Source organism: Streptomyces sp. NPDC039480, assembly GCF_055597165.1.
This window is the reverse complement of record NZ_JBVITX010000016.1, coordinates 48688-75631: the sequence shown is the minus strand read 5'-3', so window position 1 is coordinate 75631 and position 26944 is coordinate 48688. Positions and strand designations below refer to the sequence as shown.

23 protein-coding genes and 1 riboswitch are annotated in these 26944 nt (G+C 72.4%); of the genes, 5 read left to right on the top strand and 18 right to left on the bottom strand.

Translation table 11 applies throughout. The features are described 5' to 3' along the window. Positions 1 to 45: 45 nt before the first annotated feature. From ACZ56E_RS36655 to ACZ56E_RS36590, 14 genes are all read right to left on the bottom strand, one after another. Entirely contained in the window at positions 46 to 1449 is a 1404-nt protein-coding gene (locus ACZ56E_RS36655; RefSeq protein ID WP_468610133.1) for an NAD(P)/FAD-dependent oxidoreductase, read from the bottom strand. A gap of 343 nt (positions 1450 to 1792) precedes the next feature. After that, a complete protein-coding gene (locus tag ACZ56E_RS36650; RefSeq protein WP_471221108.1) occupies positions 1793 to 2734 on the bottom strand; it encodes a Ppx/GppA phosphatase family protein in 942 nt (313 codons plus the stop codon). Further along, positions 2731 to 3282, bottom strand: a complete 552-nt coding sequence (locus ACZ56E_RS36645) for a DUF501 domain-containing protein (RefSeq protein ID WP_471221106.1) — start codon at positions 3280 to 3282, stop codon at positions 2731 to 2733. Before ACZ56E_RS36645 ends, ACZ56E_RS36650 begins: the two co-directional genes overlap by 4 nt. 43 nt (positions 3283 to 3325) lie before the next feature. Further along, a complete protein-coding gene (locus tag ACZ56E_RS36640; RefSeq protein WP_398303525.1) occupies positions 3326 to 3805 on the bottom strand; it encodes a septum formation initiator family protein in 480 nt (159 codons plus the stop codon). Positions 3806 to 3952: 147 nt separating this feature from the next. Then, the gene (gene eno / locus ACZ56E_RS36635; protein WP_471221104.1) at positions 3953 to 5242 is read right to left on the bottom strand and encodes a phosphopyruvate hydratase; all 1290 of its coding nucleotides are present in this window, start codon (positions 5240 to 5242) and stop codon (positions 3953 to 3955) included. A 333-nt stretch (positions 5243 to 5575) separates the two neighbouring features. Next, complete coding sequence (locus ACZ56E_RS36630) at positions 5576 to 6298, bottom strand: transglycosylase family protein (RefSeq protein ID WP_468610141.1); 723 nt, start codon at positions 6296 to 6298, stop codon at positions 5576 to 5578. Positions 6299 to 6302: 4 nt separating this feature from the next. Next, positions 6303 to 6454: riboswitch (cyclic di-AMP (ydaO/yuaA leader) on the bottom strand. Between the two features lie 195 nt (positions 6455 to 6649). Continuing rightward, positions 6650 to 7717: a LysM peptidoglycan-binding domain-containing protein gene (locus tag ACZ56E_RS36625; protein WP_471221102.1), complete on the bottom strand. Its 1068-nt coding sequence runs from the start codon at positions 7715 to 7717 to the stop codon at positions 6650 to 6652. A 119-nt stretch (positions 7718 to 7836) separates the two neighbouring features. Further along, on the bottom strand, positions 7837 to 9168 hold the full coding sequence (locus ACZ56E_RS36620; RefSeq protein WP_471221100.1) for a cytochrome P450 family protein: 1332 nt from the start codon (positions 9166 to 9168) through the stop codon (positions 7837 to 7839). Between the two features lie 249 nt (positions 9169 to 9417). Next, positions 9418 to 11436 carry a sel1 repeat family protein gene (locus ACZ56E_RS36615; RefSeq protein ID WP_471221098.1) on the bottom strand — a complete coding sequence of 673 codons (2019 nt, stop codon included), beginning with the start codon at positions 11434 to 11436 and terminating at the stop codon, positions 9418 to 9420. 43 nt (positions 11437 to 11479) lie between these two features. Beyond that, positions 11480 to 12490, bottom strand: a complete 1011-nt coding sequence (locus ACZ56E_RS36610) for a nucleoside triphosphate pyrophosphohydrolase (RefSeq protein ID WP_471221096.1) — start codon at positions 12488 to 12490, stop codon at positions 11480 to 11482. Between the two features lie 56 nt (positions 12491 to 12546). Continuing rightward, a complete protein-coding gene (locus ACZ56E_RS36605) occupies positions 12547 to 13221 on the bottom strand; it encodes a SurA N-terminal domain-containing protein (RefSeq protein WP_471221094.1) in 675 nt (224 codons plus the stop codon). Between the two features lie 145 nt (positions 13222 to 13366). Then, positions 13367 to 14896, bottom strand: coding sequence for a serine/threonine-protein kinase (locus ACZ56E_RS36600; protein WP_471221092.1), 1530 nt, complete (start codon positions 14894 to 14896; stop codon positions 13367 to 13369). 2 nt (positions 14897 to 14898) lie between these two features. Continuing rightward, entirely contained in the window at positions 14899 to 15489 is a 591-nt protein-coding gene (locus ACZ56E_RS36595) for a hypothetical protein (protein ID WP_471221090.1), read from the bottom strand. Positions 15490 to 15588: 99 nt separating this feature from the next. Beyond that, positions 15589 to 17664 carry an N-6 DNA methylase gene (locus ACZ56E_RS36590; RefSeq protein WP_471221088.1) on the bottom strand — a complete coding sequence of 692 codons (2076 nt, stop codon included), beginning with the start codon at positions 17662 to 17664 and terminating at the stop codon, positions 15589 to 15591. A 197-nt stretch (positions 17665 to 17861) separates the two neighbouring features. Here ACZ56E_RS36590 and ACZ56E_RS36585 point away from each other — a divergent pair, with 197 nt between their 5' ends. Continuing rightward, complete coding sequence (locus tag ACZ56E_RS36585; protein ID WP_471221086.1) at positions 17862 to 18617, top strand: hypothetical protein; 756 nt, start codon at positions 17862 to 17864, stop codon at positions 18615 to 18617. 51 nt (positions 18618 to 18668) lie between these two features. Here ACZ56E_RS36585 and ACZ56E_RS36580 read toward each other — a convergent pair whose 3' ends face one another. The 3 genes from ACZ56E_RS36580 to ACZ56E_RS36570 form a co-directional block, all read right to left on the bottom strand. Further along, on the bottom strand, positions 18669 to 19442 hold the full coding sequence (locus tag ACZ56E_RS36580; protein ID WP_471221084.1) for an N-acetyltransferase: 774 nt from the start codon (positions 19440 to 19442) through the stop codon (positions 18669 to 18671). A gap of 233 nt (positions 19443 to 19675) precedes the next feature. Beyond that, positions 19676 to 20398, bottom strand: a complete 723-nt coding sequence (locus ACZ56E_RS36575; RefSeq protein ID WP_471221082.1) for an HNH endonuclease family protein — start codon at positions 20396 to 20398, stop codon at positions 19676 to 19678. After that, positions 20395 to 21111 carry an MOSC domain-containing protein gene (locus ACZ56E_RS36570; protein ID WP_471221080.1) on the bottom strand — a complete coding sequence of 239 codons (717 nt, stop codon included), beginning with the start codon at positions 21109 to 21111 and terminating at the stop codon, positions 20395 to 20397. Before ACZ56E_RS36570 ends, ACZ56E_RS36575 begins: the two co-directional genes overlap by 4 nt. Positions 21112 to 21201: 90 nt before the next feature. Here ACZ56E_RS36570 and ACZ56E_RS36565 point away from each other — a divergent pair, with 90 nt between their 5' ends. Then, on the top strand, positions 21202 to 21621 hold the full coding sequence (locus ACZ56E_RS36565) for a hypothetical protein (RefSeq protein WP_471221078.1): 420 nt from the start codon (positions 21202 to 21204) through the stop codon (positions 21619 to 21621). Between the two features lie 97 nt (positions 21622 to 21718). Further along, entirely contained in the window at positions 21719 to 22144 is a 426-nt protein-coding gene (locus ACZ56E_RS36560) for a nuclear transport factor 2 family protein (RefSeq protein ID WP_471221076.1), read from the top strand. A gap of 14 nt (positions 22145 to 22158) precedes the next feature. Here ACZ56E_RS36560 and mfd read toward each other — a convergent pair whose 3' ends face one another. Then, positions 22159 to 25689: a transcription-repair coupling factor gene (gene mfd, locus ACZ56E_RS36555; protein ID WP_471221074.1), complete on the bottom strand. Its 3531-nt coding sequence runs from the start codon at positions 25687 to 25689 to the stop codon at positions 22159 to 22161. Positions 25690 to 25974: 285 nt separating this feature from the next. Here mfd and ACZ56E_RS36550 point away from each other — a divergent pair, with 285 nt between their 5' ends. Next, positions 25975 to 26493, top strand: coding sequence for a SigE family RNA polymerase sigma factor (locus ACZ56E_RS36550; RefSeq protein WP_468610173.1), 519 nt, complete (start codon positions 25975 to 25977; stop codon positions 26491 to 26493). Beyond that, positions 26486 to 26941, top strand: coding sequence for a hypothetical protein (locus ACZ56E_RS36545; protein ID WP_471221072.1), 456 nt, complete (start codon positions 26486 to 26488; stop codon positions 26939 to 26941). Before ACZ56E_RS36550 ends, ACZ56E_RS36545 begins: the two co-directional genes overlap by 8 nt. Positions 26942 to 26944: the final 3 nt, after the last annotated feature.

Below are 26944 nucleotides of genomic sequence, written 5' to 3'. Positions count from 1 at the left end.
CACGGATGGCAGGCGGCCCCTTCGGGGTGGATCGGTGACGCGAGGTCAGGAGGCCTTCGCCCGCTCCTCGGTCTTCACCGCGGGGGCCGGCTCGGCCGCCACCGCGGGCTTCGGGGCGGGCTTGGCCGCCTCGTAGAACTCCTCGCGCGGAGCCTCCAGAGCACCCAGGGAGACGACCTCGCGCTTGAGGAACATGCCCAGCGTCCAGTCCGCGAAGACGCGGATCTTGCGGTTGAACGTCGGCATCGCCATGCCGTGGTACGCGCGGTGCATGTACCAGGCGAGACGGCCCTTGAGCTTGATCTTCATCTTGCCCATGACGATCATCGCGACGCCCTTGTGCAGGCCGAGACCGGCGACCGCACCCTTGTTGGCGTGGCTGTACTCCTTCTGCGGGAAGCCCCGCATGCCGGAGATCACGTTGTCGCCGAGGACCTTCGCCTGGCGCAGCGCATGCTGGGCGTTCGGCGGGCACCAGGCGTTCTCGTTGCCGGCCTTGCGGCCGACGACGTCCGGCACCTGGGCGTTGTCGCCCGCGGCCCAGATGTAGTCCGTGCCCTGCACCTGGAGCGTCGTCTGGGTGTCCACGTGGCCGCGCGGGCCGAGCGGCAGACCGAAGCGGGACAGCGCCGGGTTCGGCTTGACGCCCGCGGTCCACACGATCGTGTTCGAGTCGACCTCGAGGCCGTTGTTCAGGACGACGTGGCCGTCCACGCAGGAGTCCATGCCGGTCTTCAGGTAGACCTCGACACCGCGGCCCTCGAGGTGCTCCTTGCCGTACTGGCCGAGCTTCGGGCCGACCTCGGGGAGGATCTTGTCCGCGACGTCGACGAGCACGAAGCGCATGTCCTCGCGCTTCACGTTCTTGTAGTACTTGGCCGCGTCGCGGGCCATGTCCTCGACCTCGCCGATGGTCTCCGCGCCCGCGAAGCCACCGCCGACGAAGACGAAGGTCAGCGCCTTGCGGCGGACCTCCTCGTCGGTCGTGGAGTCAGCCTTGTCCAGCTGCTCCAGGACGTGGTTGCGCAGGCCGATGGCCTCCTCGATGCCCTTCATGCCGATGCCCTGCTCGGCGAGGCCGGGGATCGGGAAGGTGCGGGAGACCGCGCCCATCGCGATGACGAGGTAGTCGAAAGGCAGCTCGTAGGCCTCGCCGACGAGCGGCGCGATCGTGGCGACCTTGCGGTCCTGGTCGATGGTGGTGACCCGACCGGTGAGGACTTCCGCCCTCGGCAGTACGCGTCGCAGCGGTACGACGACGTGCCGCGGCGAGATGCTGCCGGCGGCGGCTTCGGGGAGGAAGGGCTGGTAGGTCATGTACGACCGGGGGTCGACGACCGTGACGGTCGCCTCTCCGAAGCGCATCTTCTTGAGAATGCGCCGAGCTGCGTACAGGCCTACGTACCCACCGCCTACTACGAGGATCCTGGGACGCTCCGTGGTGCTCATGCCATCGAGTATCCACCCGCCCGGCGGGGGTCGCTCGTGCGCCCCTTCACAAGCATGCCAAGGGCCTCTGCTACACTTCGCCGCCCACGTGACCGAGGTCATGGTGCCGGTGGGGAACCACGATGCCACACGAGTCGTTGTGCACCCCTTGTGAGCTGCACTCCGAGGCCCCGCCCGGCCCGAACCGGAGCGCCCCGCGACACTCCGGTCACCCGCACGAAACATCCCGCGCACGGGCGCGGCCCTTCGAAAAGCCCCCTTTAGGCGGCCCGAGACCGACGAACCTCGCCCATCAGGGCCTTTTTCCTTGTGAAGAACTTCACGAACTTTCTCGCGAGCGAGTTCAGGCGACGGACCAACCGATGCCGTCGAGGATGTCGTGCTCGCTCACCACGACCTCGCGCGCGCCCACCCTGTCCATGATCGCGAGCAGGACGAGGGCGCCCGCCGCGATGACGTCGACGCGGCCCGGGTGCATCACCGGGATCGCGGCGCGCTCGTCGTGCGTGGCGTGCGTCAGGCGGTCCACGATGGCGCTCACCTGCTCGTACGGGATGCGGGCGTGGTGGATCGCCCGCCAGTCGTACGTGTCGAGGCCGAGCGCGATCGCGGCGACCGTGGTCACCGAGCCCGCGAGGCCGACCAGCGTGCGGGCCTCCTTGAGCGGCACCGTGCGCTCGGCCAGGTCCAGGGCGGCCTCGATGTCGGCGCGGACCGCGTCGAGCTGCTCGGCCGTGGGCGGGTCGGTGACGACCCCGTCCCGTACGAGGTGACGCTCGGTCATGCGGACGCAGCCGACGTCGACGGAGCGGGCCGCCCGCACGTGGTCCGTGCCGACCACGAACTCCGTGGAGCCGCCGCCGATGTCCACCACCAGGTAGGGCGCGGCGACGTCGTCACGGCCCGTCAGTTCCTTGGTGGCGCCGGTGAAGGAGAACTCGGCCTCCTGGTCGCCGGAGATGACCTCCGGCTCGACGCCCAGGATGTCCAGGACGCCCTGGACGAACGCGTCGCGGTTCTCGGCGTCGCGGGACGCCGAGGTGGCGACGAAGCGGACGCGCTCGGCGCCGTGCTCCTTGATGACGGCGGCGTACTCGCGGCAGGCCGCGAAGGTGCGCTCCAGCGCCTCGGGGGCGAGGCGCCCCGTCCTGTCGACGCCCTGGCCGAGCCGGACGATCGTCATCCGCCGGTCCAGGTCGACCAGTTCACCCGTGGCCGGATCGGCGTCCGCCACCAGGAGGCGGATCGAGTTCGTGCCGCAGTCGATGGCGGCGACGCGGGTCACTCGGCGCCCTCGGCGGCGGCATCGGCGTCGTCCCCGCACGGCGTGACGCACGGACCCTTCGCCCACCACTCCGGGAGCATCGCGATGGCCTCGTCGCCCAGCGGGTTCACGCCGGGGCCCGCGGCCAGGGAGTGACCGACCAGGACGTGCAGGCACTTCACGCGGTCCGGCATGCCGCCCGCGCTCGGGAAGCCCTCAAGGACCTCGATGGCGTCACGGCGCGCGATGTAGTCCTCGTGGGCCGCGCGGTACTGCTTCGCCAGCTCCTCGTCCTTCGTGAGCCGCTCCGACATCTCCTTCATGACGCCGTTGGCCTCCAGCGTGCCGATCGCGGAGGCGGCCCGCGGACACGTCAGGTAGTACGTCGTCGGGAAGGGCGTCCCGTCCGGGAGGCGCGGCGCCGTCTCGACGACGTCCGGCTGTCCGCAGGGGCAGCGGTGCGCGATGGCCCGCAGGCCGCGCGGCGGTCGGCCGAGCTGCTGCTTGAAGGCCGCCACGTCGGCGTCGGTGGGCTCGGTGCGCGGGGTGCTCGGCGGGGGCGTTTCCATGCCTGTCTTTCGTTTCGGTACGGGTCGGGTACGGATCGGGGAGTCAGTCGTCGGGGCGGTCCGCCTTGTCGACGCCGTCCCAGACGTTCGAGTACCAGGGGCGCGCGGCCGCCCCCTGGTCCGTGCGGCGGCTCTGCGCCGCCGCCGGGTCGATCACCGTGAAGCCGGTCTCGCCCGGCATCACGTAGTGCAGGCGGTCCCGGATGCGCTGCTCCGCGTACGCGTCGTCCTGCCAGCGGGCCTTCTCGTCGCGCAGCTTCTCGACGTCCGCGCGGTGCTCGGCCTGCTGTCTGCGCAGGTCGTCGATCTCGGCGCGCTGCGAGACGTACTGCCGCATCGGGTACGCGAGCGCGACGACGAGGGAGCAGAGGACGAGCGCGAGGAGCGCGGCGCGGCCGGTGAGCCGGGAGCGGCGGGCCTGGCGCTTGGTCTGGGAGCGGTAGACGCGCTCCGCGGTCTGCTCGCCGAGCAGCCGCAGACGGGTCGCGGTGGAGAACCGGTCCTTGGTCCCGGCCTTGGCCATGGTTCCGCCTCCCCGGCGCAGCGCCTGCACGTACGTACGTCCCCGCACACGGTACGGGACCGGGTGCGGGGACGTAGGTAACCCGGCGTCACTGCCGGGCTTCGTGCGTGATCAGCCCTTAAGCGCGGTGATCAGCCCTTGCTGTGCCTACTGGTTCGCAGAGCGAAACCGCGGGAACGCGCTGCGACCGGCGTAGACCGCCGCGTCGTCGAGGATCTCCTCGATGCGCAGGAGCTGGTTGTACTTGGCGACGCGCTCGGAGCGGGCCGGGGCGCCGGTCTTGATCTGGCCGCAGTTGGTGGCGACGGCGAGGTCGGCGATGGTGACGTCCTCGGTCTCGCCGGAGCGGTGGGACATCATGCACTTGAAGCCGCTGCGCTGGGCCATCTCGACGGCGTCCAGGGTCTCGGTCAGCGAACCGATCTGGTTGACCTTGACGAGCAGGGCGTTGGCCGAGTTCTCCTCGATGCCGCGGGCCAGGCGCTCCGGGTTGGTGACGAACAGGTCGTCGCCGACCAGCTGCACCTTGTCGCCGAGCTTCTCGGTGATGGCGTTCCAGCCGGCCCAGTCGTCCTCGAACAGCGGGTCCTCGATGGAGACGAGCGGGTACGAGGCGACGAGCTCCTCGTAGTACTCGGTCATCTCGGCGGCCGAGCGGGACTTGCCCTCGAACTGGTACGTGCCGTCCTTGTAGAACTCGGACGCGGCGACGTCGAGGGCGAGCGCGATCTGCTCGCCGGGGACGTAACCGGCCTCCTTGATGGCCTCGAGGATGAGGTCGAGGGCGGCGCGGTTGGAGTCGAGGTTCGGGGCGAAGCCGCCCTCGTCGCCGAGGCCGGTGGCCAGGCCCTTGCTCTTCAGGACCTTCTTCAGCGTGTGGTAGACCTCGGTGCCCCAGCGCAGGGCCTCGGAGAAGGACTCCGCGCCGATCGGGGCGATCATGAACTCCTGGATGTCGACGTTCGAGTCGGCGTGCGACCCGCCGTTCAGGATGTTCATCATCGGGACGGGCAGCAGGTGCGCGTTCGGACCGCCGAGGTAGCGGAACAGCGGCAGGTCGCTGGCCTCGGAGGCGGCGTGCGCGACGGCGAGCGAGACGCCGAGGATGGCGTTGGCGCCGAGCGAGCCCTTGTTGTCGGTGGCGTCCAGGTCGAACATGGCCTGGTCGATCAGGCGCTGCTCGGTGGCGTCGTAACCGACGAGCTCCGGGCCGATCTGCTCGATGACGGCGAGGACGGCCTTCTCGACACCCTTGCCCTGGTAACGGTTGGGGTCACCGTCACGGAGTTCGATGGCCTCGAAGGCACCGGTGGAGGCACCGGACGGAACGGCGGCACGACCGGTGCTGCCGTCGTCGAGGCCGACCTCGACCTCGACCGTGGGGTTGCCTCGGGAGTCCAGGATTTCCCGGGCTACGACGACGTCGATGGACGGCACGAGCATCTCCTTCTGGGAGTGTGACGCGTAAACACGATTACGCCGGGCCGCTTCGGCCCTGCGTCTCCTGAGCCTAACCGGCTCCGGGGCTTCAGCCAGCCGACCGCCCGTCCCCTGGGACGGCACAAGGCCCATATGGCGTGGAAACAGGGCGTAAGACCATGTTCTCTACTCGCTAGTAGCGAACAAGAGGGGCGTGGCGCGGATCCGGACCGGGGTGTGGACATGGCCCCGCCCCGGTGCGTACGGGGGATACGCGCACCGGGGCGGGGAGCCCGTGGGGACGGGGGGTACGGCCGTGCGTCCGCCGAGGCACGGCCGTGACCGGCCGGGTCAGCTCAGGTGGAGCTGCTGGCCCGGGTAGATGAAGTCGGCGTCGTCGATGATGTCGCCGTTGAGCTTGTAGACCTTCTGCCAGCCGCCCTTGACGTCGTGCGCCTGGGCGATCTTGGACAGGGTGTCGCCCGTCTTGACCTTGTACTCGCCGTCGCCCTTCTCGACCTTCTTGCCGGTCGGGGTCTCGACGGTCTTCTTGGTCTCGGTCTGCGGCGTCGGCTGCGGCTTGGGAGCCGCCTGCTTCGGCGCGGCCTGCTGCTGCGGAGCGGCCTGCTGCTGCGTCTGCTGCGGCTGCGGCTTGCTCTGCTGCTGCGGGGCCTGCTGCTGCGAGCCGCCGCCGTTGTACGAGGCACCGGAGAGGCCGACGCCACAGCTCGGCCAGGCGCCCTTGCCCTGGCCGGCGAGGACCTTCTCGGCGATCTCGATCTGCTGGGCCTTGGAGGCCTTGTCGGCGGTCGGCGCGTACTTCGTACCGCCGTACGCGGCCCAGGTGGACGGCGAGAACTGCAGCCCGCCCTGGTAGCCGTTGCCGGTGTTGATGGACCAGTTGCCGCCGGACTCGCACTGGGCGACGGCGTCCCACTCGGACGCGGTGGCGGCGGAGGCCGAGCCGGCCGCCATCAGCGGGGCGGCGACGGCGGCGCCGGTCACGCCGACGAGCGTGGCGACACGAGTGGCCTTGGACGGGCGGCGGTGCTTGCCCTTGCCGGAAAGCAGCATGAGTTGATCCCCTACACCGACGCCTGCGAGGTGAGCTGTCGGGTTCGGGCCGATGTGGTTGCCCGGCCGCACTCTCGCGAGTGCGGCTTCACCCCTAGCCGCATGACACGGCACTTACCTTGGGTCCCCCGCTCCTGCCCACGGCGCTCTTGAGCGACGACTGTTCCCGTCCGGCCGTTGGCAGGATTCGGCGTACCGACCGGCGGGGCTCACCAGTGGCGAGCGGTCACGACCGTAGACACGCTCCCCACCGAATTTCAAAGACGATCAGGGCTTCTGAGACCCATCTCTCACTCGCGCCAAACCGGACAACACATGCCAAGTCCCCCGCAGACGCATCGTCAATTTCCGTTACTTTTCGCCCACATCGAGGCTCTGACCGGGGAGGATGAGGTCCGGGTCGCCTCCGACGGTCTTCTTGTTCTCGCTGTAGAGCTCGTGCCATCCGCCGTCGACCCCGAAGTCGTCCGCGATGACCGAGAGGTTGTCCCCGGAGCGCACGGTGTACGTGCCGTCGGCGAGCTTCTCGGAGCGGTCGGCGCCGCGCGAGGCGTGCCGTCCGGGACGGTCGCCGGCGCTGTCGTTCTCGTCGGCGCGGTCGCCGCGGTGGCGGCCGGACGAGGAGCCGTTGGGGTCCGTGGCGTCGTCGGCCGGGTCGGTCGACTTCTCGGGCGTGGGCGAAGTGGTGTCCTTCTGGCCGGACTTGCCGGAGTCGCCCTTGCCGTCGGCGTTTTCGGCACCTTCGGCGCCTTCGGCGTCGCCCTTGCCGTCCTTACCGCCCTTGCCGTCCTTTTCGCCGGACTCCTCGTGATTCTTCTCTCGCGAACTGTCGCCGGAGGCGGGCGTGTCGCTCGCGTCGCCGGAGGGCCGCTCCGGGTCGGCGGAGTCCGTGGCCTCGTCAGAAGGCTTGCCCGTCCCCTTCTCAGGGGCCTCGGAGTCCTTGGAACCCTCAGGGCCCTTGGAGCCCTTGGAGTCGGCCGGACCCGTCGAGTCGGAGGGCGTCGGGGCGATGGGGCCGCCCGGGTCGACGTCGGCCGCGGCACCGTCCTGGCTGAGCCCGGCGATCGGTGCGCAGCTCGGCCAGGCCGCGGTGCCCTTGGCGTCGAGGATCTTCTCGGCGACGGCGATCTGCTGCGAGCGGCTGGCCTGGTCGGCGCTGGTCGCGTAGTCGAGACCGCCGTACGCCTCCCAGGTCTCCTGGGAGAGCTGGAGGCCTCCGTAGTAGCCGTTGCCGGGGTTGGCGCTCCACGCGCCGCCGCTCTCGCACTCGGCGAGCTTCTCCCACGTGGTGGTCTCGGCGGCGCTCGCGCTGGTGGCGCCGAGCAGCGGGATGGCGATGGCTGATCCGGTGACACCTGCCGCGACGATGAGGGCCGGGGCTTGGCGGGGGCGTCGGTGACGACCATGACCGGAGAGCATGCGGGTGCCTTTCAGGAGACTGCAGCGACGACTTGGGCGCCTGGGGCGCTCAAGTCGTCGTGAACGTAGCCGCAGTCGAACGCTTGTCACAAGTCGATGCAGCCGAGATCACGTGAAGATCACAGTCCTGACGGCTCGTCAGTGGGGTGTACGCCGGACACCGTTTTCTGTGCGGTTGTGAACTCCACGGGCAGGGTGCGCAGTCCTCGCATGATCAGCCCGCCACGCCACCGCAAATCGGCGGGGTCCGCGGCAAGTTGCAGGTCGGGAAGGCGGCGCAGCAGCGTCGCGAGGGCGGTGCGGCCCTCCAGGCGGGCGAGCGGGGCGCCGAGGCAGTAGTGGATGCCGTGCCCGTATCCGAGGTGCTGATTGTCACGGCGGGAGAGGTCGAGGGTGTCGGGGTCGTCGAACCGGGCGGGGTCGCGGTCGGCGGCGGCGAGCACGACGAGGACGGGGTCGCCCGCCGCGATGTCCTGTCCGCCGATGGTGAGCGCCTCGGTCGCGAACCGCCAGGTGGCGAGCTCGACGGGCCCGTCGAAGCGCAGCAGTTCCTCGATGCCGGTCTCCAGGAGGCCGGTGTCGCCGTCGTCCAGTGCCCGCTGCAGCCGCTCGCGCTGTTCGGGGTGGGTGAGCAGCGCGTACACGCCGTTGCCGATGAGGTTGACGGTGGTCTCGAAGCCGGCGAAGAGAAGGATGAAGGCCATCGCGGCGGCCTCGTTCTCGGTGAGGTGTTCGCCGTGGTCGGAGGCCTTGATGAGGCCGGAGATGAGGTCGTCGCCGGGTTCGAGGCGCTTGCGGTGGATGAGCTCGGCGAGGTAGCCCCGCATCTTCTTGACGGACCGGGCGACACCGCCCCTGGGCCCGCCACCGTGCCGGATCATCATGCCCGCCCAGTCGCGGAAGTCGTCCTGGTCCTCGCGGGGGACGCCGAGCAGGTCGCAGATGGCGTAGATGGGGAGGGGGAAGGCGAACTCGTGGATGAGGTCGGCGCTGCCCTCGCGGGCGAACCGGTCGATGAGCTGGTCCGTCAGCTCCTGCACCCGGGGCGCGAACTCGGCGACGCGGCGGGGCGTGAACGCCTTCGCGACGAGGCGGCGCAGCCGGGTGTGGTCCGGCGGGTCGATGTTGAGCAGATGCGTCATCAACTCGGCCTTGCGCTCGCCCGGGATGCCGGTCTTGCCCTTGGCGTGGGCGGGCTCGGCGTGGTGGGCGGGGTTCTTGCTGAGCCGCTGATCGGCGAGAGCCTGCCGGGCATCGGCGTACCGGGTGACCAGCCAGGCCTCGACCCCACTGGGCAGCCGCTGCTTGCTGACGGGCTCGTGCTCACGCAGCCAGGCATACGCGGGATAGGGATCGGTGGCGAACTCCCAGCTGAAGAGGTCGGGCTGCGGAATCGCCCCGGGCGCGGGGGTGGCTCCTGCGGGGCAGGTCGCGGACGGCTGGTCGTGCATGCGGCGACCGTATCCCTAGGGGGAGCCGGAGCTCTTCCTTGGGCGGGGGCGGGCGGGCCCCGGTCGGTGTTCCGGCCCGGCCCGGCGTGGGCCGTGGCTTGGGGGCCCCTCCCAGGGGCCAGTCGGGAGGGGCGGCTCCGGGCCGGGTCTCCGGGCCCGGCCGTGAGCCGGGTTCGGTCCATGCCCCGGGGGGCGGCCCGTCGGGTGGAGCCGGTTCCGGGCGGGCGTCGGTGGCGGGCCCGGGAGGTGTCAGTCGAAGTGGGGGTCCGGAGGGTGGGGGGAAGGGGGGCCTGTGGGGCGGAGGGGGCCCTTCAGGCGGCGGGGGGCCGAAGGGTCGCCCTCGGATTCGGCGATGCGGAAGTAGTGGACGGCCAGGTGCTGGTGGACCTGGCCGAGCAGCGCGGCCGCCCCGGTCTCGCCCGCCTTCGTGGCGGCCGTGAGATAGGGGAGCGCCTCCTCGTACGCGACCCGGGTCGCGAGGAGGTGGCCGAGGCGGCCGGCCGCACGGGAGTGCCCGCGGTCGGCCGCCTTGCGGAACCAGTCCTCCGCGGCCGCCGTGTCCCCCTCGTCCCCCGCCAGCAGTCCGAGCCACGACATGGCGTCCACGTCCCCGCTCGCGGCGCGGGGCACGAGGGTCAGCCGGAAGGCGGCCACCAGGTCGCGCAGCTCGGCCGGTTCGTGCGGCTCCAGTTCCTCGTACGCGCGGATCCACACGCTGTCCGGCACCGGCGCCGGCGCCGTCACCTCGGAGCGGGCCGCGTCCGCGATCAGCGAGCCGCACGCCCGCCAGGTGCCGGGCCACTCCCCCGGTACGAGCAGGCCCGTCACGCCGTGCCGGGGCGCGGTGGCCCAGGCGAGCGCCTCCTCGAACGCCTCCTCGGACCGCGCCTCGGTCGCGGAGAGGCCTTCAAGGGCGTACTCCTCCTGGACCCGCCTCAGCAGTTTCGGCGTGACGCCCCGGGTCAGCCCGCACCGCGCCAGGTCGATCGCCGCACGCACCAGGAGGTGGCCCAGCAGCCGCGCGCCCACGCGGCGCGCCCTGCGCCACTCCTCCCACAGGTCCGGGCCGAGTGCGAGGAACTCCGTGACGCCGAGGTCCCCGCGCCAGCGGACGGCGTCCGTCAGGCGCGGGTCGTCGGCCGTCGCGAGCCGCGCCAGCTCCGCCTCGCTCCACCGTGTGGGGACCTCGACGGTCTGCGCGACGCTCAGGACCCGGGCGGCCGGATGGTGTCCGAAGCGGTGTCGGTCGTACGCCTCGTCCCGCATCGTCGCCAGGACCAGCACGCGGTCGTGGGTGAGCCGGGCGAGGACGCCGGGCGTGCCGGGCTCCGCGAGGTGGCCGTCCAGGTCGTCGAGCCACACCACGTGGGTGCCCGTGGCCTCCCGGCCCCGGAGCTGGTCCGGCAGGTCGCTCAGATTCGCTCCGCCGCCCGCGACGAAGACCCGGGTGTCCTCCGCCACGCTCGCCCGCAGGGCCGCCCACGCCGTCGAGGTCTTTCCGGAGAGGGGGCCGCCCGTGACGATGACGAGGCCGCCGTAGTGCACGGCCTGCTTCAGGAGGACGGTCAGCTCGTCGTCGCAGTCCCTGGTGATGTAGGGCGGCAGCGCCGTCGTACCGGCCGGTCTGCGGGTGGGGCGCACGCCGAGGCCGAGGCGGCGGAGCCCGTCGAGGCGGGGCCAGCCGTCGGCGGCGGCGTGCTGGGGTGCGGGTGACGGGGCTGGGGCGTTGACGGTGAGCGAGCCGATGGAGTCGGCCTGCACGACGGTGCTCTGCGCGCCGCCGGTGACGGAGTTCCGCGTGGCGGGGTCGCCCTGCGCGGCGGACTCCTGCCCGCCTTCGGACTGGGCGGCGGTGTACCAGGTGGGGGGTGTGTAGTCGATGGAGAAGTCGCCGGTGGTGTCCGCGGCCCCGGCGTCCCGCGCCTTGTCCGGCTCGTCGCCCGCCGCCGGTGCCACGGCCCAGCGGGAGGCGAGCGCGGAGTCGACCACGATGACGCCGAGGCGGCTCGCCCGCAGCAGGTCGCCGTTCCGGAGGCAGTTGCCCAGCTCCCCCGCCCAGAACCGCCGCATCGCGTCCGGGTTGCCGTCCAGCGACGTCGCCCGCATCCTGTCGATGTCCAGATCATGCTCGCCGGCATCGGCGCCCGACTGCCGGAGGAACTCCGCGAACTCGTGCCGGACCCACCGCCAGCGGCGTTCGTTGCCCCACATCGCCGCCACGAGGACATCCGCCGCCTCGGCGGCCAGCTCCTCCAACTGCATTGCCACACACGCCCCCCAAGCCGGTCCGACCGCCTGAAGGGCAACCGTACTAAGCGCCCGCCCCTTCGGCGGAGCGAACCGCGTCCCGGTAGGCCCGGGCGGCGACGCGCAGTGCCGCCTCCGGGTCGACGCCCTCCGCCTCGGCGCGCAGGGCCAGGGCGAGCAGTTCATAGCCGACGCCCTGCCCGGAGGGCACCTCCACCTCAAGGCCCGCCGTCCGCACCCGGGACGCCAGCTTCGCGGCCAGCGCGAGGCCGGGCTGGCCGAGCGGGATGCCCTCGGTGACCGACGTGCGCTGCTTCTCCTCCGCCTTCGTGCGGAGCCAGTGCGCCTTCACGTCCTCCGGCGTGTCCGCCGAGTCGTCGCCGAAGACGTGCGGATGGCGGTGGATGAGCTTCTCGACGATGCCGCCCGCGACGTCGTCGATGGAGAACGCCTCGTCGCCGTCCTCGCCGGAGGCCTCCTCGGCGATCCGCGCGTGGAAGACGACCTGGAGGAGGACGTCGCCGAGCTCCTCGCGCAGCTCCTCCCTGTCGCCCTCCTCGATCGCCTCGACCAGTTCGTACGCCTCTTCGATCGCGTACTTCGCGAGGCCCTTGTGCGTCTGCTGCGAGGACCACGGGCACTCGTCGCGGATCCGGTCCATGACCTGGACCAGGTCGAGCAGGCGGGCGCCCGGCAGGTCGTACGACCCGGGGAGGAGCTCCAAATCCGGCATGGCGACACGGCCTGAGCCCGCGAGCCTGGCCAGGCCGTCCGTGAGTGCCCGGTCGCCCTCGGCGGTCGCGACGACCAGGACCGTGCGGCCGCCCGCGCAGGCGTCGACCAGCTCCTGCGCACCGGGCGCGGCCTCCTCGACGCGCACGCCCGCCTCGCGCAGATACGGCAGCTGCGGGTGGGAGGCGTCGGCGCACAGCACCGCGTCGGCGCCGTGCAGCGCCTGCCAGGCGGGCCAGGACAGGAGGCCGGGCGCGACCCGGTGGCTGGAGGTCAGCAGGATGACGCGGCCGGCGGGCGCGTCGGCGGAGTCGGCCGGGGGCGTGGTCTCGGTCTCGTTCACCCGTCGAACGTAACCCAGCCCGCCAGCGGCCCTCCTCTATACCCCTGCGCCGCCTCTTACGCCGGCTGTTCCTCCGTCGGTGCCCCGGCGTCGGTGACCTCGCGCACCCACGGGGTCTTCGCGTCCGTGCGCTTGTTCTTGTCGACGTCCCATGCGCCATAGCGCGGGTTCAGGTCGATGTCGAGCTTCTTGGATGCGGCCGACAGGGCCTTCCAGAACACCGCCTGGCCCTCGGGCGACTGCATGTCCGCGCCCAGCTTCTTCGCGAGCTTCTGCGCCTCGATCTCCGTGCGCAGGCTGTCGTCGAGGCGCGCCGGAGCGACGCCGTACTGCTGCAGCCAGGACTGCTCAAGGGCCTTCTTGCCGCCCTCCTGCTGCTCCATGGCGGCCCGCATGGTCTGGATGTCGCGGCGCGTGACGCTCACCCCGGCGTCGGTGGCAGCGCGGTGCAGGACCTTGTCGAGCACCATCGTGTGCAGCGTGCTGCGGGTGAGGCCGCCGGACTTGGCGATGGCCTGCGAGTACTGCGCGTCGTCGGGGATGGCGGCCCGCTGCGCCTCGCGCACCTCGTTCACCCGGCCCTCCAGCTGCGCGACCGTGATGCGGTCGCCGCCGACGACGGCCGCGGCGCCTGGGTGCGCCTCGCTCCCGCAGGCGGTGAGGAGGGGGGCCGCGGCGAGCGCGGCGGCGGAGAGGATGAGCGCGGTGCGACGGCTGTTGCGGCGGTGCAAGGTGGGCCTCCCTGCTACGAGTTTGTGCGTCGGTGCACAAAGTCCGGCAGTGATCGATGGTAGGCAGTGGCCGTCTTCTCGGCCAGCCATTCGACCAACGATTCGGCCGGAGTTCGGGCACCCGGCACCACTCCACCGCCCGTCGCTAACCGCGCACCTGTCCGAGCCACTGGAGCGTGCGCCGGATCTCCGCGGGGAACGGGTGGCCGGGACCGTGCAGCAGCTCCGCGTCGTGGAGCAGCCTGGCCAGCGTGTCGTGGGCGGCATGCCGGTCGCCGAGGGCGAGGAGCAGCTGGCCGATGCGGCGGCGGATCTCCAGGGACTGGTGGCGGTCCTCCGTCGCGTACTGGTTCTCGTAATAAGGGAGCAGCGCGCGGTACTCGGCGAGGGCCGCGGCCGGCTCGCCGAGCTGCTCCAGGCACTGCGCGGCCTCGTACCTGAACTGGAGCGAGTGCGGGTCGGCCTGCCCGGACTCGGCGGCGCGCTCGTCGGCGAGGCGCCGCAGTTCGGGCAGGGCGCGGCGGTACTGGCCGTCGTCCATGAGGGTGGCGGCGTACTGCTTGCGCAGGGTGCGGACGACGGGTGAGTGCTCGCCGTGCTTGGCGGCGGCGGCCGGGAGGATCGCGCCGAGGATGTCCACGGCCTGGGTGATGCGGCCCTCGCCGAGGAGCCGCTTGACGTCCTCGACGGCCCGGGCGATGTCCTGCCCGGGGGGTGTGCCCGGTGCTCCCGGGGGGTGCGGCGGCATGTCGGGGGCGGGTGCGGGCGTCGTCGCGCGGTCCGGCCACGGCGCGTGCGGGCGCAGGAAGGGGCGGGTGGGGTCGAGGGGGCGGCCGGAGGGGATGCCGCGGGCGGGCAGCAGCGGCGCCAGTTCCTCGTAGACCTCCTGGGCGCTGCCGTGGCGGTGCTGGGGGTCCTTGGCGAGGAGCCGCAGGACGAGGGTCTCCAGGGCCTCCGGCACCTCGGGGCGCAGTCGGCGGACCGGCAGCGGCGGTTCGTAGAGGTGGCGGTGGAGGACGCCGAGGGCGGTGGATCCGGAGAACGGCACGTCGCCGCTGAGGAGTTCGTGCAGCAGGACGCCGAGTGCGTAGAGGTCGGTGTACGGGCCGACCGCGCCACCCATGGCCTGTTCGGGGGCCATGTAGGCGGGGCTGCCGATGGGGGACCCGGTGTGGGTGAGGCGGGTGGTGTCGGTGTCCATGACCGAGGCGATGCCGAGGTCGAGGATGGAGACGGTGCCGTCCTGCTTGACCATCACGTTCCGCGGTTTGAGGTCGCGGTGGACGATCGGCACGGCGTGCACCGCGGAGAGCACGGCGCACAGTTGGGCGGCGACGGCGACGGCCCACTGCCAGGGGTAGGGGTCGTGCTCGGCGAGGTGGTCGCCGAGGTCGGCGCCGTCGACGTACTGCATGACTAGGTAGAGGTCCTCGCCCTCGCTGCCCGCGTCGTGCACGGTGACGAGGCCGGGGTGGTCGACCTGCGCGGTGACGCGGCACTCGCGCGCGAAGCGGCGGCGCAGCTCCTCGGCCTCGGCGCCCGCGACCCGGTCGGGCCTGAGCAGCTTGACGGCGACGCGCCGGTCCAGGCGCTGGTCGTAGGCCGTCCAGACCTGGCCCATGCCGCCCTGGCCGATGAGCGTGGAGAGTTCGTAGCGCCCGGCGACGACGCGCACAGTCAGCTGCCGCCTTCCTGCTTGCGCAGGTAGTCACTCAGCTCGTCGAGCTCGGCCCTGACCTGGTGGATGCGGGCGGGGGCGGGGCGCGCGGGCGGCGGGGTCTGCTGGAACGGCGGGTGGCCGAGCTGGGTGGGCTGCGTGTGCACCGGTCCTGGCACGGTCGGGGCGGGCGCGGCCGGGGCGGGCGGCTGCGGATAGCCGTACGAGGGCTGCGGCTGCGCGTAGCCGGTGAACTGCGGCTGCTGCCGGTACGGGCTGAAGTGGCGTATGTCCGCGAACAGGTAGTACGCGACGGCGGCGACCATCGTGCAGAGCGTCACGATCATGCCGGCGTTGCCGGGGCCCTGGAACTCCTCCTCGCCCGGGTCGATGCCGACGAGCACGAGGGCCAGGATGTCGAGGGCCGTCACGAGGCCGAGGACGACCCAGTCGTACGACTTGCGGGTCACGAGGGCGAGCCGCAGCATCGCGGCCCAGGAGAGGAGCCCGCAGGACAGCACCGCGAGCACCACGAACAGCACGCGCAGCGTCACATGCGTCCCCCCGGAGGGGGGCTGTGGTTGCGGCGGCGCGTAGCCCTGGCCGTGCATGGCTGCTCCTGGTGCCCGATGAACGAATGGTTGAGGGTTCGAGCGTATAGGCCGTCCGGCGCGACCGGTCCCGGGTGTACCGAACCGTTGTCGTACTGGTCACGCGGCCCCGGGCGGAAGGGTTCCCTCCGTCAGACCGTCGTGCATGCCGCGCACCAGCCGGTCGCCGAGCCGGGCCGCATGGCGCAGGGCGTCCTCGAAGTCGGCGAGCCGCCGGAAGCGTTCGCTGTAGCCGCGCTGTCCGGCGAGCGGCAGCCGGGGCAGCTGGAGGCGGCGGACGTCGAGCCGGGCGGCGGTCGACGCGTAGCTGCTCGCCTGGCGGTGGTTGGCGGTGCCGCGCAGGAACCCGGCGAGGAACCACGGGTCGAGGGCGGCCGGGTCGGGGCGGAGCAGGGCCAGGCCGCGGCCGAGGGCGGCGCCCGCGGTGGCCTCGTCGACCACGCGGGCCGCGGCGCCGCCGCCGAAGACCGGGACGACGACGTCGCCGGGTGCGGTGCGCACGGGGTCGTCGTCCGCCGGGCCCTCGTGCGCGATGCCCGAGGGGGCGGCGCCGGTGAGCACGTCGTGGTCGGTGAGGACGGGGGTGCCCGCGGCTCCCGCGCCGGTGCCGGTGTGCAGCGTCAGGGCGCCGGCGCGGGCCAGTTCGCCGACGGTGGTGAGCGGCGGACGTGCGGTGTCGGCGGCCGCCGGGGTCAGGTCGCCTTGCGGCGGTGTGAGGTCGGCGGCCCGGCGCAGCGCCTCGCCCAGGCCGTCGCGTACGGTCGCGAGCTCCGTGCCGCCGCCGGATTCGGCGGGTGGCGGGAGGCGGCGCGCGGGGGCCAGGTCGACCTCGTCGTCGAGGAGTTCGAGCACGGGCACGCAGCGGGCCGAGCCGGGGCGTTCGTCGAGGGTGCCGTGCCGCTCGACGTGCTGCCAGGCGTCGAGCACGGCGTCCCGCACGGCGGGCCACAGCTGCTTGTCGCGGCCGTCGGCGGCGAGCAGTCCCGCCGTCTCCACGAGCAGCAGCTCGGGTGCGGGCCGGGCCGCGGGGTCCGGCCTGCGCAGCACCCAGACGTGCAGGGGCAGGTTGTACGGGGGTGCCGCGCCGGCCGGCAGGGCGATGACGGCGCGGAGCGCGCCACGGCGCAGCAGGTCGGCGCGGATGCGGCGGCCCGAGCGGCGGGACGCGGCGGCGGGCGGCATCAGGAGGACGGCGGTGCCGCTGTCGGTGAGGCGGGCCAACGCGTGCTGCACCCAGGCGAGTTCGGACTCGGAGCGGGCCGGGAAGCCGTACTCCCAGCGGGGGTCGTAGGCCAGTTCGTCGTGGCCCCAGTTGCGTTCGTTGAACGGCGGGTGGCAGAGGACCGCGTCGGCCTTGCGGCCCTCGTGGGCGTCGGCGCGCAGGGTGTCGGCGACGGCGGTGCGCACGGTCGCGTCGGAGTGCAGGGCGAGCCGGAGCGCCGTGAGGGCGGCGAGCTCCGGGGAGCTGTCCTGGCCGTACAGGTACTGGTCGGGGCGGGGCGTGACGGCGCGCAGGAGGGCGCCGGTGCCGCAGGCGGGGTCGAGGACGGTGCGGGCGGGGGCCCTGCTCTCGGCGATCCGCGCCATCAGCTCGGCGGGCCCTGCCGGAGTGAGCGTGTACTGGCGGGGGTTGGCGTCGGTCTGCCGGCCGAGCAGGAACTCGTACGTCTGCTTCGCGCCGAGCTCGGCCGCGAGCTCGGCGACTCCGCGCAACAGCGGGGCGGACGGCAGGAGTTCGGTGGGCGCGGGGACGTGGACGGCGCGCCTGCGCCGCACCCCGAACCGCATCGCCACCACCTCGTCGAGCGCGTCCGGCAGGAGCTGCGCGAGCCGTTCGTCGGACACGGCGCTCACCGCGAGCCAGGCGGACGGCTTGTCGCGGATCAGGAGCAGGACGCAGCCGGCGTGCAGGAGGGCGGTGACGGGGCCCGCGGGGTGTCCGGCGAGCTGTTGCCAGACGCGTTCGCGGAGCGGGACGTCGACGAGCTTGCCCTGGCCGCGCAGCCACCGCTCGACCTCGGCGAGCGCGAAGGAGGGGCTGGTGTCGGTGCCGCCGACGGGTTTGGGGAAGTCGCCGTGGCGCCTGCGCCAGTTGCTGACGGCGGCGCGGCCCACCCCGGCAAGGCGGGCGATCCCGGCGGCGGTGACTTCGGTCGCGTCGTCCCGCGGCGTCATCTGGCAGCTCCCCTCGTGCGCGGGGTCAGTCGCGCGTCGTGCGCGGGGTCAGTCGCGCGGGGTCGAGCATACCCAGGAGATCAGCGGCACGGGCCGCTTCACGGCGTTAACTCAACGCTCACCCATACCCGTGTTGACTCGGTTCACAGGGACCTGGTCTGATGTCCCCACCGAACGAGCTCCCTGGGGGGATTCCCATGCGTCACCGTCACCACCCGCGCCGTACCGCCGCCGTCGCGGCCTGCCTCGTCGCCGCCGCCGTCGGCCTCACGGCCTGTGGCTCCGAGAAGGACGACAAGCCGAAGGAGCCCTTCGCGGGCATGTCGGGCACCCAGATCGTCGACAAGGCCGTCAAGGCGACGAAGGGCGCCGAGTCGCTGAAGCTCGCGGGCGAGGTGTCGGACGACGAGTCCGGCCTGATGAAGATGAACCTGGCCCTCGACACCTCGGGCAAGTGCGCGGGCAAGCTGGCGGTGGGCGACGAGGGGTCGTTCGACCTGATCGTGCCCGGCGACGACACGGTCTACATGAAGTACGACGAGAAGTTCCTGCGCGCCCAGAGCAAGGGGGAGCCGAAGGACGAGACGGACGCCGTGGTCGACATGCTCGCGGGCCGCTGGGCGAAGACGAAGGCGTCGGGCGCCGACGCGAAGGACATCACCGGCATGTGCGATCTCGACGAACTGCTCACGGACTTCGAGGGCATCAACTCCAACGCCCGCAAGGGCGCGACGACCACCCTCGACGGCACGCCCGCCATCAAGATCGACGCCCATGACGCCAAGGACAAGTACACGATCTACGTCGCCACCAAGGGCAAGCCGTACCTGCTGAAGATCGTCGACAGGGGTGTGGCGAAGCCGGAGTACCTGACGTTCAGCGACTACGACAAGCCCGTGAAGACCGCGCCGCCCACCGGCAAGGTCATCGACATGGACAAGCTGGGCGGCTGACGCCGCTCGGGCCGCTCGGACCGCTCGGGGCGCTCGGGGCGCTCAGGGCGCTCAGAGCGTGTGCCGCACCCATACGTTCGGCTCGACGTACACGCCGTAGCCGCGCGCCGGTTCGCAGTGGACCGGCACCAGCGCGCCCGGCACCTCCACAGGACCCTCCTCGTCGAACGGCAGCCCGGTCCACTCGCGCCACTGCGCGGTCGACCCGGACACCGTCATGGAGGCGTGCGCGACCTTCTCGATGACGCCGCCCGCCCGCACGTGCACCCGCAGCCACGGGTCGTGCGGCAGGCCGTCCTCGCGGGTGCGGTACGCGTACTCGTCGATCTGCGCGGCCGGTTCGAGGTGCTTGGCGTTCGGCCGCACGGGCGCGACGACCTCGGTGAAGCCGCGCGCACGGGCGTTGTCCCGCATCGCCGCGAGCATCCTCCCCGATACGCCCTTGCCGCGCGCCGCCTCGTCGACGGTTATCTCGATGGCGCTCACCGTGTCGGCGGTCTTGCCGTGCCGCAGGTCGGAGAACGCCCACAGCAGGACCTGGTCCCAGCCGCCGTCGGGCAGTTCGCCCGCGCCGCGGGCGCGCAGGGCGAGCGGCACGCTGAACGCACGGGCTATGACCTTGCCGGTCCCGCCCGCGCCGGTCCCGCCCGCGCCGGTCTCGTCCGTGGCCACCAGGACGTACTCCGGAAGGTCCTTGACGATCCGTCCGATCAACGACCAGCCGACCGGGTCGTGCAGGATGAACTCCGGCCAGTCCTCGGCCATGTCCCAGAGGGGGCCCGCGAGGTCGGGCCGCTCGGCCAAGGTCGTGATCTTGAGGTCCATGTGCCGCACGGTACGCATCCTGCGGGGTCGGCGGTATCGGTTTTTCCTGCGGCGCGACAGGGGCGACGGTGCCCCACCAGGGGCGCGGGGAACTGCGCGGCCAGCCCCCGATAGCCCGCGGCGGGCCAACGGACCGAAACCCCGCAGACGCGTCTGCCCGCCCCGGGCTCGCCGGCGACTGCGGACCGCCTTTGCGCTGGTCGCGCAGTTCCCCGCGCCCCTAAAAAGGCCCCTTACGGGGCACGGAAGCGGGGCGGGGCCTTCGTCGGGGCGTCGCCCGACGGGAGTTTCTCGTCGGGGCAGGCCCCGAGAACCTTTCGCATCGCGTCACGTTCCGCGGCGGTCACCCACACCCCGTACTTCTTCTTCACCGCGACCTGTCCGGCGACGTATGCGCAGCGGTACGACTTGTTCGGCGGCAGCCACGTCGCCGTGTCGCCGTCGCTCTTGCCGCGGTTGGTGCCCGCGTCGACCGCGAGGAGGTTGAGCGGGTCGTTGGCGAACGCTATGCGCTTGCTCGGCTCCCACCGGAACGCGCCCTTCTGCCAGGCATCCGACAGCGCCACGACATGGTCGATGTCGACCTGGCTGCGGCCTCGCCGGAACGTCACTTCCCTGCCCGTGTACGGGTCGGGCGCGAGCTTCCCGGAGACCACCCGGCACTCACCGCCCTGGTACCGGACGTCCTTCAGGTCCCGCTTGAGGATGTCGTCCCGGGTCGGGCAGCGGTTGGAGTCGGTGTCGGCCCACGGGCTGCCGAACCTGTCGCGGTCGTAACCGGTCTTCGGCGCACGGCCCTTGACGGTGAGCGTGTCGACGGCGGCGAGTGCGGACCCGGCCTCGGCGCGGGACCCCGCCCCGCCTTCCGCCGTGTCCTCGGAGCCGGTCTCGCAGCCGGTCAGGAGCGCGGGGACGGTGACCAGGGCGAGCAGGGCCGAGGCGGTACGGCGGTTCACAGGACCACCACCGTGTCGCCGAGGGCGACCGCCGCGGGCGTCACGACGTCCGTGTGGATGCCGATGCACATGCCGCGGACGGCGGTGAGGGTCTTGAGGACGCGGTTGTCCACGGGGAGGCCGGGCTGGGCCTGGGTGACCATGACGCAGCGCTTGACGCGCTTGACCCCGCGCAGCCGCAGCGGCTCCGCCCCCTCGCCGCCGCCGATGACGATCTCGCGGCCGATCCAGTTCTCCTCGACCCAGGGCTCCTCGGTCTCCACGACGATGTTCTTGCGCAGCCGCCGTACGTCGACGGGGTCGGCGTCACCGAGCAGATCGCCGAGCGCGCGGAGCGAGGCGGTGCCGACGAGGGAGACGGCGGAGACGTCCTTGTGGCCCTCCGGCCCGCTGTCCGGCCCCTCCCGGGCCAGCTCGACGCCCGCGCCGAAGCGTTCGGGGATGCGGGGGTCGCCGGGGCGCAGCGCGGCGCCGTCCGGCGCGGTGACGACGGGCAGACCGTCCTCGTCGTACGCCGCGTGGTGGTCGAGCAGTCCCGGGATGCGGCGGAACCGTGCGTGGTTCTTTCCGCTGCCGAGCTTGCCGTCGGCGTGGCGCAGCGCCCACACCCGGTCACCCACGACGCCGCGCTCGTGGACCTCCAGCCGGTCGTGCACATCGCCGAGCATCGACTTCACCGGATAACGGCGCAGACCCACGACCTTGAGCGTCACGGCGCTCTCTCCTCCCCTGGGCGGACTCTCGCGTCCACCACGGTAACGGCCGTGAGAATATCTCCTGTTCACTCACGTATCAGGAGATTCATGCGCAAGCGTCTGCCCCGCTCCCGGCTCGTCGTCCTGCTCGCCGCGGTCGCCCTCGGCACCACGGCATGCGGCCCGTCCGACGACTCGTCCGCCCCGGCCGCTCCTTCCGCTTCTTCCGCGAGCGCGTCACCGTCGGTGAGCGCGTCACCCAGCCCCGTGGGGCGCGGACTGCAAGGGCCCGCGGCCGCGTTCTTCCTGAAGACGCTGCGGAAGCACTACCCGGACCTCGACCACATCAAGGACGACGCGCTCGTCGCCGAGGGCGACGCCCTGTGCACCGTCCGGGGGGCCGCGCTCGGCGAGCAGTTCACCGAGTCCACGCGCCGGCTCGGCACCACCAAGAAGCAGACGTCCCGCATCATGGGCGCGGCCCACGCCCTGTGCCGGGACAAGGAGGACCAGCTGTTCCAGGACTGAGACGGGTGGGCGATTACCTCCGCGGTAATCGACCGCTCTCCGCCTTCCCGGCAGGATCGGACACATCAGCCGAGAGCCGCACCCCGAGGAGGGCCCCATGAACGCCACGAGCACCGACATCGCCGCCCGCACCCGCTCCGTCGTCGAGGAGTTCCTCCAGGCCCGGCTCACCGGGGACACCGAGCGGATGGTGGAGCTGTTCGCCGACGACGTCGACTGGCTGCTCGCCGAGAACCCCGTCGTCCCGTGGATCCGCCCGCGCTCCACCGGCGCCGAGTGTGCCGCGCAGGCCGCGGAGATGGCCGAGCACACCGTCGCCGAGGACGCCAGGGCCTCCCTCGACACCTTCCTCGTCGACGGCACCGACGCCGTCCTGTTCGGGCACCTCTCGGGCACCGTGCGCGCGACCGGCAAGTCCTTCGCGGGCCCCTTCGCGCTGCGCCTCACCGTCGAGGACGGCCGGGTCACGCGGCACCACCTCTACGAGAACAGTCTCTCGATCGCCGAGGCGTGCACCGCGTGACCCCTGCCGTACCGCTATGAACCCAGGATCGACGTCAGGAACTCCCCGACCCAGCCGAGCAGTTCGCGGCCGACCAGCGGCTTGCCGCCGACCTTCGCCGTCTTCGGGCGGGGGACCAGGACCTGGCCCGCGGTCGCCTTGATGACCGTGCCGGGGTAGAGGCGCTTGAGCCTGAGCTCCTGCGACTCCCGCAGCTCCACGGGCGCGAAGCGGATGTTGGTGCCCTGGAGGACGATCTCGCCGACACCGCAGGCGCGGGCCAGCATGCGCAGACCCGCCACGAGGAGGAGGTTCTCGACCGGCTCAGGCAACTTGCCGTAGCGGTCGGTGAGTTCCTCGCGTACCGCCTTGATGTCCTCCTCCGTGTTGGCGGAGGCGATGGCGCGGTAGGCCTGGAGGCGCAGACGCTCGCCGGGGGCGTAGTCGTGCGGGACGTGCGCGTCGACCGGCAGCTCGATCTTGACCTCCAGCGGCGGCTCCTCCTCCACGCCGCCCTCCAGGGACGCGCGGTAGTCGGCCACTGCCTCGCCCACCATGCGGACGTACAGGTCGAAGCCGACGCCCGCGATGTGGCCGGACTGCTCGCCGCCGAGGAGGTTGCCCGCGCCGCGGATCTCCAGGTCCTTCATCGCCACGTACATGCCCGCGCCCATCTCCGTGTGCTGGGCGATCGTGGCGAGGCGCTCGTGGGCGGTCTCCGTCAGGGGTTTCTCCGGCGGGTAGAGGAAGTAGGCGTAACCGCGTTCCCGGCCTCGGCCGACGCGGCCGCGCAGCTGGTGCAGCTGCGACAGGCCGAAGTTGTCGCCCCGCTCCACGATCAGCGTGTTGGCATTCGAGATGTCGATGCCCGACTCGACGATCGTCGTCGAGACGAGCACGTCGAACTTCTTCTCCCAGAAGTCGACGACCACCTGTTCCAGGGCCTGTTCCGACATCTGGCCGTGGGCCGTCGCGATGCGCGCCTCGGGGACGATGTCCCGGAGCCTGGCCGCCGCCCGGTCGATCGACTCGACGCGGTTGTGGATGTAGAAGACCTGGCCCTCGCGCAGCAGTTCACGGCGGACGGCGGCGCCGATCTGCTTCTCCTCGTACGGCCCGACGAAGGTCAGGACCGGGTGGCGCTCCTCGGGCGGGGTGGTGATCGTCGACATCTCGCGGATGCCGGTCACGGCCATTTCGAGCGTACGGGGAATGGGGGTGGCCGACATCGTCAGGACGTCGACGTTGGCGCGGAGCTTCTTCAGCTGCTCCTTGTGCTCGACGCCGAACCGCTGCTCCTCGTCGACGATGACCAGGCCCAGGTCCTTGAACCTGGTCTCGGAGGAGAAGAGGCGGTGCGTGCCGATGACGATGTCCACCGAGCCATCGCGCAGACCCTCCAGGGTCGCCTTCGACTCCGTCTCCGTCTGGAAGCGGCTGAGCGCCTTCACGCTGACGGGGAACTGCGAGTACCGCTCGGAGAACGTGCCGAAGTGCTGCTGGACGAGGAGCGTCGTGGGCACGAGCACCGCGACCTGCTTGCCGTCCTGCACCGCCTTGAAGGCGGCGCGGACCGCGATCTCCGTCTTGCCGTAGCCGACGTCGCCGCAGACCAGGCGGTCCATCGGGACCGTCTTCTCCATGTCCTCCTTGACCTCGGCGATGGTGGTGAGCTGGTCGGGCGTCTCCACATAGGGGAAGGCGTCCTCCAGCTCGCGCTGCCAGGGCGTGTCGGGCCCGAAGGCGTGGCCGGGCGCGGCCATGCGGGCGGAGTACAGCTTGATGAGGTCCGCGGCGATCTCCTTGACCGCCTTCTTCGCGCGCGCCTTCGTCTTCGTCCAGTCGGCGCCGCCGAGCCGGTGCAGCGTCGGGGCCTCGCCGCCGACGTATTTGGTGATCTGCTCCAGCTGGTCCGTGGGGATGTAGAGCCGGTCGCCGGGCTGGCCGCGCTTGGCGGGGGCGTACTCCACGACCAGGTACTCGCGGGTGGCGCCCTGGACGGTGCGCTGCACCATCTCGATGTAGCGGCCGACGCCGTGCTGTTCGTGGACGATGTAGTCGCCGGCCTCCAGGGTCAGCGGGTCGATGGTCTTGCGGCGGCGGGCCGGCATGCGCTGGCCGTCCTTGCCGGCCGCCTTCTGGCCGGACAGGTCGGTCTCGGTGAGCACGGCGAGCTTGAGCGCCGGGTCGATGAAGCCGTAGTCGATCGAGCCGCAGGAGACGTGCACCAGCGAGGGCGTGAGCTCGCCGAGGTCGCCGTCGAGGCGGGCCGCGATGCCCTCGCCGCCGAGGACCTCGACGGTGCGGGCGGCGGGGCCGTGGCCCTCGGTCACATAGACGGTGCGCCAGCCGTCGGCGAGCCAGCCCTTGGTGTCGGCGAGGGCCTTCGCGGTGTCGCCGCGGTAGGTCTCGGGGGCGTGCATGCCGAGCTTGAGGGTGTCCGCGCCAAGGTCTTCGTCGGCCGCGAACGGCGAGACCGACCACCACATCATCCCGAGGTCGCGGGCGTGGTCGCGGACGTCCGCGATGCCCCAGAGCGACGCGGCGTCCACGTCGATGGGCGCCTCGCCGCCACCGGCCGTCGCCGCCCAGCTGGCCTGGAGGAACTCCTGCGACGTCGCGACCAGGTCCGCCGCGCGCGTCCGCACCCGCTCCGGGTCGCAGACCACCGCCATGGAGCCCTTCGGCAGCACGTCGAGCAGCAGCTCCATGTCGTCCACCAGGACCGGGGCCAGCGACTCCATCCCCTCGACCGCGATGCCCTCGGCGATCTTCCCGAGCAGCTCGCCGAGCTCCGGGTGCAGCTCCGCGAGGGCGGCGGCCTTCTCCCGCACCTCGTCGGTGAGCAGCAGCTCGCGGCAGGGCGGCGCCCACAGGCCGTGGTCCGCGACTTCGAGCGAGCGCTGGTCGGCGACCTTGAAGTACCGGATCTCCTCGACGTCGTCGCCCCAGAACTCCACGCGCAGCGGGTGCTCCTCGGTGGGCGGGAAGACGTCGAGGATGCCGCCGCGCACGGCGAACTCGCCGCGCTTCTCGACCAGCTCGACCCGGGAGTACGCCGCTGCCGCCAGCGCCGCCACGACCTCGTTCAGATCGGTGGTCTCGCCGGTGCGCAGCGCCACGGGCTCCAGGTCGCCGAGGCCCTTGACCTGCGGCTGGAGGACGGAGCGGACGGGTGCGACGACCACCGAGACCGGGCCGGTCTCCGGGTCGTCCGTGCGGGGGTGGGCGAGGCGGCGCAGCACGGCGAGGCGGCGGCCGACCGTGTCGGAGCGCGGCGAGAGACGCTCGTGCGGCAGTGTCTCCCACGACGGGAACTCCGCGACGCCGTCCGGCGGCAGGATCGTGCGCAGCGCCGCGGCCAGGTCCTCGGCCTCGCGGCCGGTGGCCGTCACGGCGAGGACGGTGCGGCCGGACTCGCGGGCCAGCGCCGCCACCGCGAAGGGCCGGGCGGCGGGCGGGCCGACCAGGTCGATGTGCGTGCGGTGGCCGTCGGTCGCGGCCTTGACCGCTTCGGCGAGTGCCGAGTCCTTGACGACAGCGTCGAGCAGACCGTGCAGGCTCATTGAAGGCTTTCCGTCCAGGTACCGGGGTGAGCCGGTGTGGGTGGGCAACGCGAACCGCCCGGCACGTCGCACGGGCCGGGGGTCTCCAGCGTACGACCACGGGGTGATCGGCGCGGCATGGTACCGGCGGTCCCGGCGAGCCCCCGGCGGGCGGAGCCGCCCCCGCACTCCCGCACAATGACCGGAAACCGCCGTCCGAAAATTCTTTCCCCACCCGGTAAACCGGACGCGCGTCCCAGGCGTACTGCCTTCGAGAACCATGCGCCACACGCACCAGGAGACCACTTGACCGACGAGGAGTTCGAGGCGTTCTACGCGCACTCCGTGCGACCGCTGGTCGGGCAGGTGTATCTGATGACGGGCGACCTCCACGAGGCACAGGACGTCGTCCAGGAGGCCTTCGTCCGCGCCTGGGCGCGCCGTGCCCGCCTCGAGCGCGACGCCGGGCCCGAGGCGTGGATCAGGACCGTCGCCTGGCGGCTCGCCGTCAGCCGGTGGCGGCGGCGCGGGCGGGCCGCGGACGCCTGGCGGCGCCACCACGGGGAGCGGGCGGGCACCGTGCCCGAGCCGGAGCCGGGCACGGTCGCGCTGGTCGCCGCGTTGCGGCGGCTCTCCGAGCGGCAGCGGCGGGTGGCGGTTCTGCACTACGTGTGCGACCTGAGCGTGCAGCAGGTCGCCGCGGAGACCGGGATCGCGGCCGGGACCGTCAAGTCCCACCTGTCCCGTGCCAGGGCGGCGCTCGCGCCGCATCTCGACGACGCGCCCGCCGGCGACGCGCCCACCTCGGAGGAGCACCGTGCCTGAGCCCCACTCCCCCGCCGACGACGGCCTCGCCGTCGCGCTGAAGCGGGCCGCCGCGTCGGGCGGCAGGCTCGCCTCGCCGGTCCCCGCCGGACAGGTCTCCGCGTGCGGCGCCCGCCGCAGACGCCGGACCTACGCGGTGGGCGCGGCGCTCGCCGTGTGCCTGGTGTCCGGGGGCGCGGCGGTCGTCGCGCTGCAGGTGGGGCGCGGGGGCGGACCGGTGGGGCCGGCGGCGCCGCCCAGCCCGACGAAGTCGGCCTCCCTGCCGGAGTCCGCCTCCCTGCGGGAGTCGGCCTCCTTCGCCGACCGGTCGCCGTCTCCCGGGCGGGACTCGCCCCCGCCGACGGGGACGCCGTCCCGGATGCCGTCGACGTCCCTGCCGCCGCCGGTTTCCGCGACACCGACCACACCGCCGCCCACCACACCGACCACCGCTCCGCCGGGGGACTGACTT

What these genes read in the sequence shown, in the direction of transcription:
- ACZ56E_RS36655 (WP_468610133.1), bottom strand. Translation starts at nt 1,449, where the DNA reads ATGAGCACCACGGAGCGTCCCAGGATCCTCGTAGTAGGCGGTGGGTAC.
- ACZ56E_RS36645 (WP_471221106.1), bottom strand. Translation starts at nt 3,282, where the DNA reads ATGGAAACGCCCCCGCCGAGCACCCCGCGCACCGAGCCCACCGACGCC.
- ACZ56E_RS36640 (WP_398303525.1), bottom strand. Translation starts at nt 3,805, where the DNA reads ATGGCCAAGGCCGGGACCAAGGACCGGTTCTCCACCGCGACCCGTCTG.
- ACZ56E_RS36630 (WP_468610141.1), bottom strand. Translation starts at nt 6,298, where the DNA reads ATGCTGCTTTCCGGCAAGGGCAAGCACCGCCGCCCGTCCAAGGCCACT.
- ACZ56E_RS36625 (WP_471221102.1), bottom strand. Translation starts at nt 7,717, where the DNA reads ATGCTCTCCGGTCATGGTCGTCACCGACGCCCCCGCCAAGCCCCGGCC.
- ACZ56E_RS36620 (WP_471221100.1), bottom strand. Translation starts at nt 9,168, where the DNA reads ATGCACGACCAGCCGTCCGCGACCTGCCCCGCAGGAGCCACCCCCGCG.
- ACZ56E_RS36595 (WP_471221090.1), bottom strand. Translation starts at nt 15,489, where the DNA reads ATGCACGGCCAGGGCTACGCGCCGCCGCAACCACAGCCCCCCTCCGGG.
- ACZ56E_RS36590 (WP_471221088.1), bottom strand. Translation starts at nt 17,664, where the DNA reads ATGACGCCGCGGGACGACGCGACCGAAGTCACCGCCGCCGGGATCGCC.
- ACZ56E_RS36585 (WP_471221086.1), top strand. Translation starts at nt 17,862, where the DNA reads ATGCGTCACCGTCACCACCCGCGCCGTACCGCCGCCGTCGCGGCCTGC.
- ACZ56E_RS36580 (WP_471221084.1), bottom strand. Translation starts at nt 19,442, where the DNA reads ATGGACCTCAAGATCACGACCTTGGCCGAGCGGCCCGACCTCGCGGGC.
- ACZ56E_RS36565 (WP_471221078.1), top strand. Translation starts at nt 21,202, where the DNA reads ATGCGCAAGCGTCTGCCCCGCTCCCGGCTCGTCGTCCTGCTCGCCGCG.
- ACZ56E_RS36560 (WP_471221076.1), top strand. Translation starts at nt 21,719, where the DNA reads ATGAACGCCACGAGCACCGACATCGCCGCCCGCACCCGCTCCGTCGTC.
- mfd (WP_471221074.1), bottom strand. Translation starts at nt 25,689, where the DNA reads ATGAGCCTGCACGGTCTGCTCGACGCTGTCGTCAAGGACTCGGCACTC.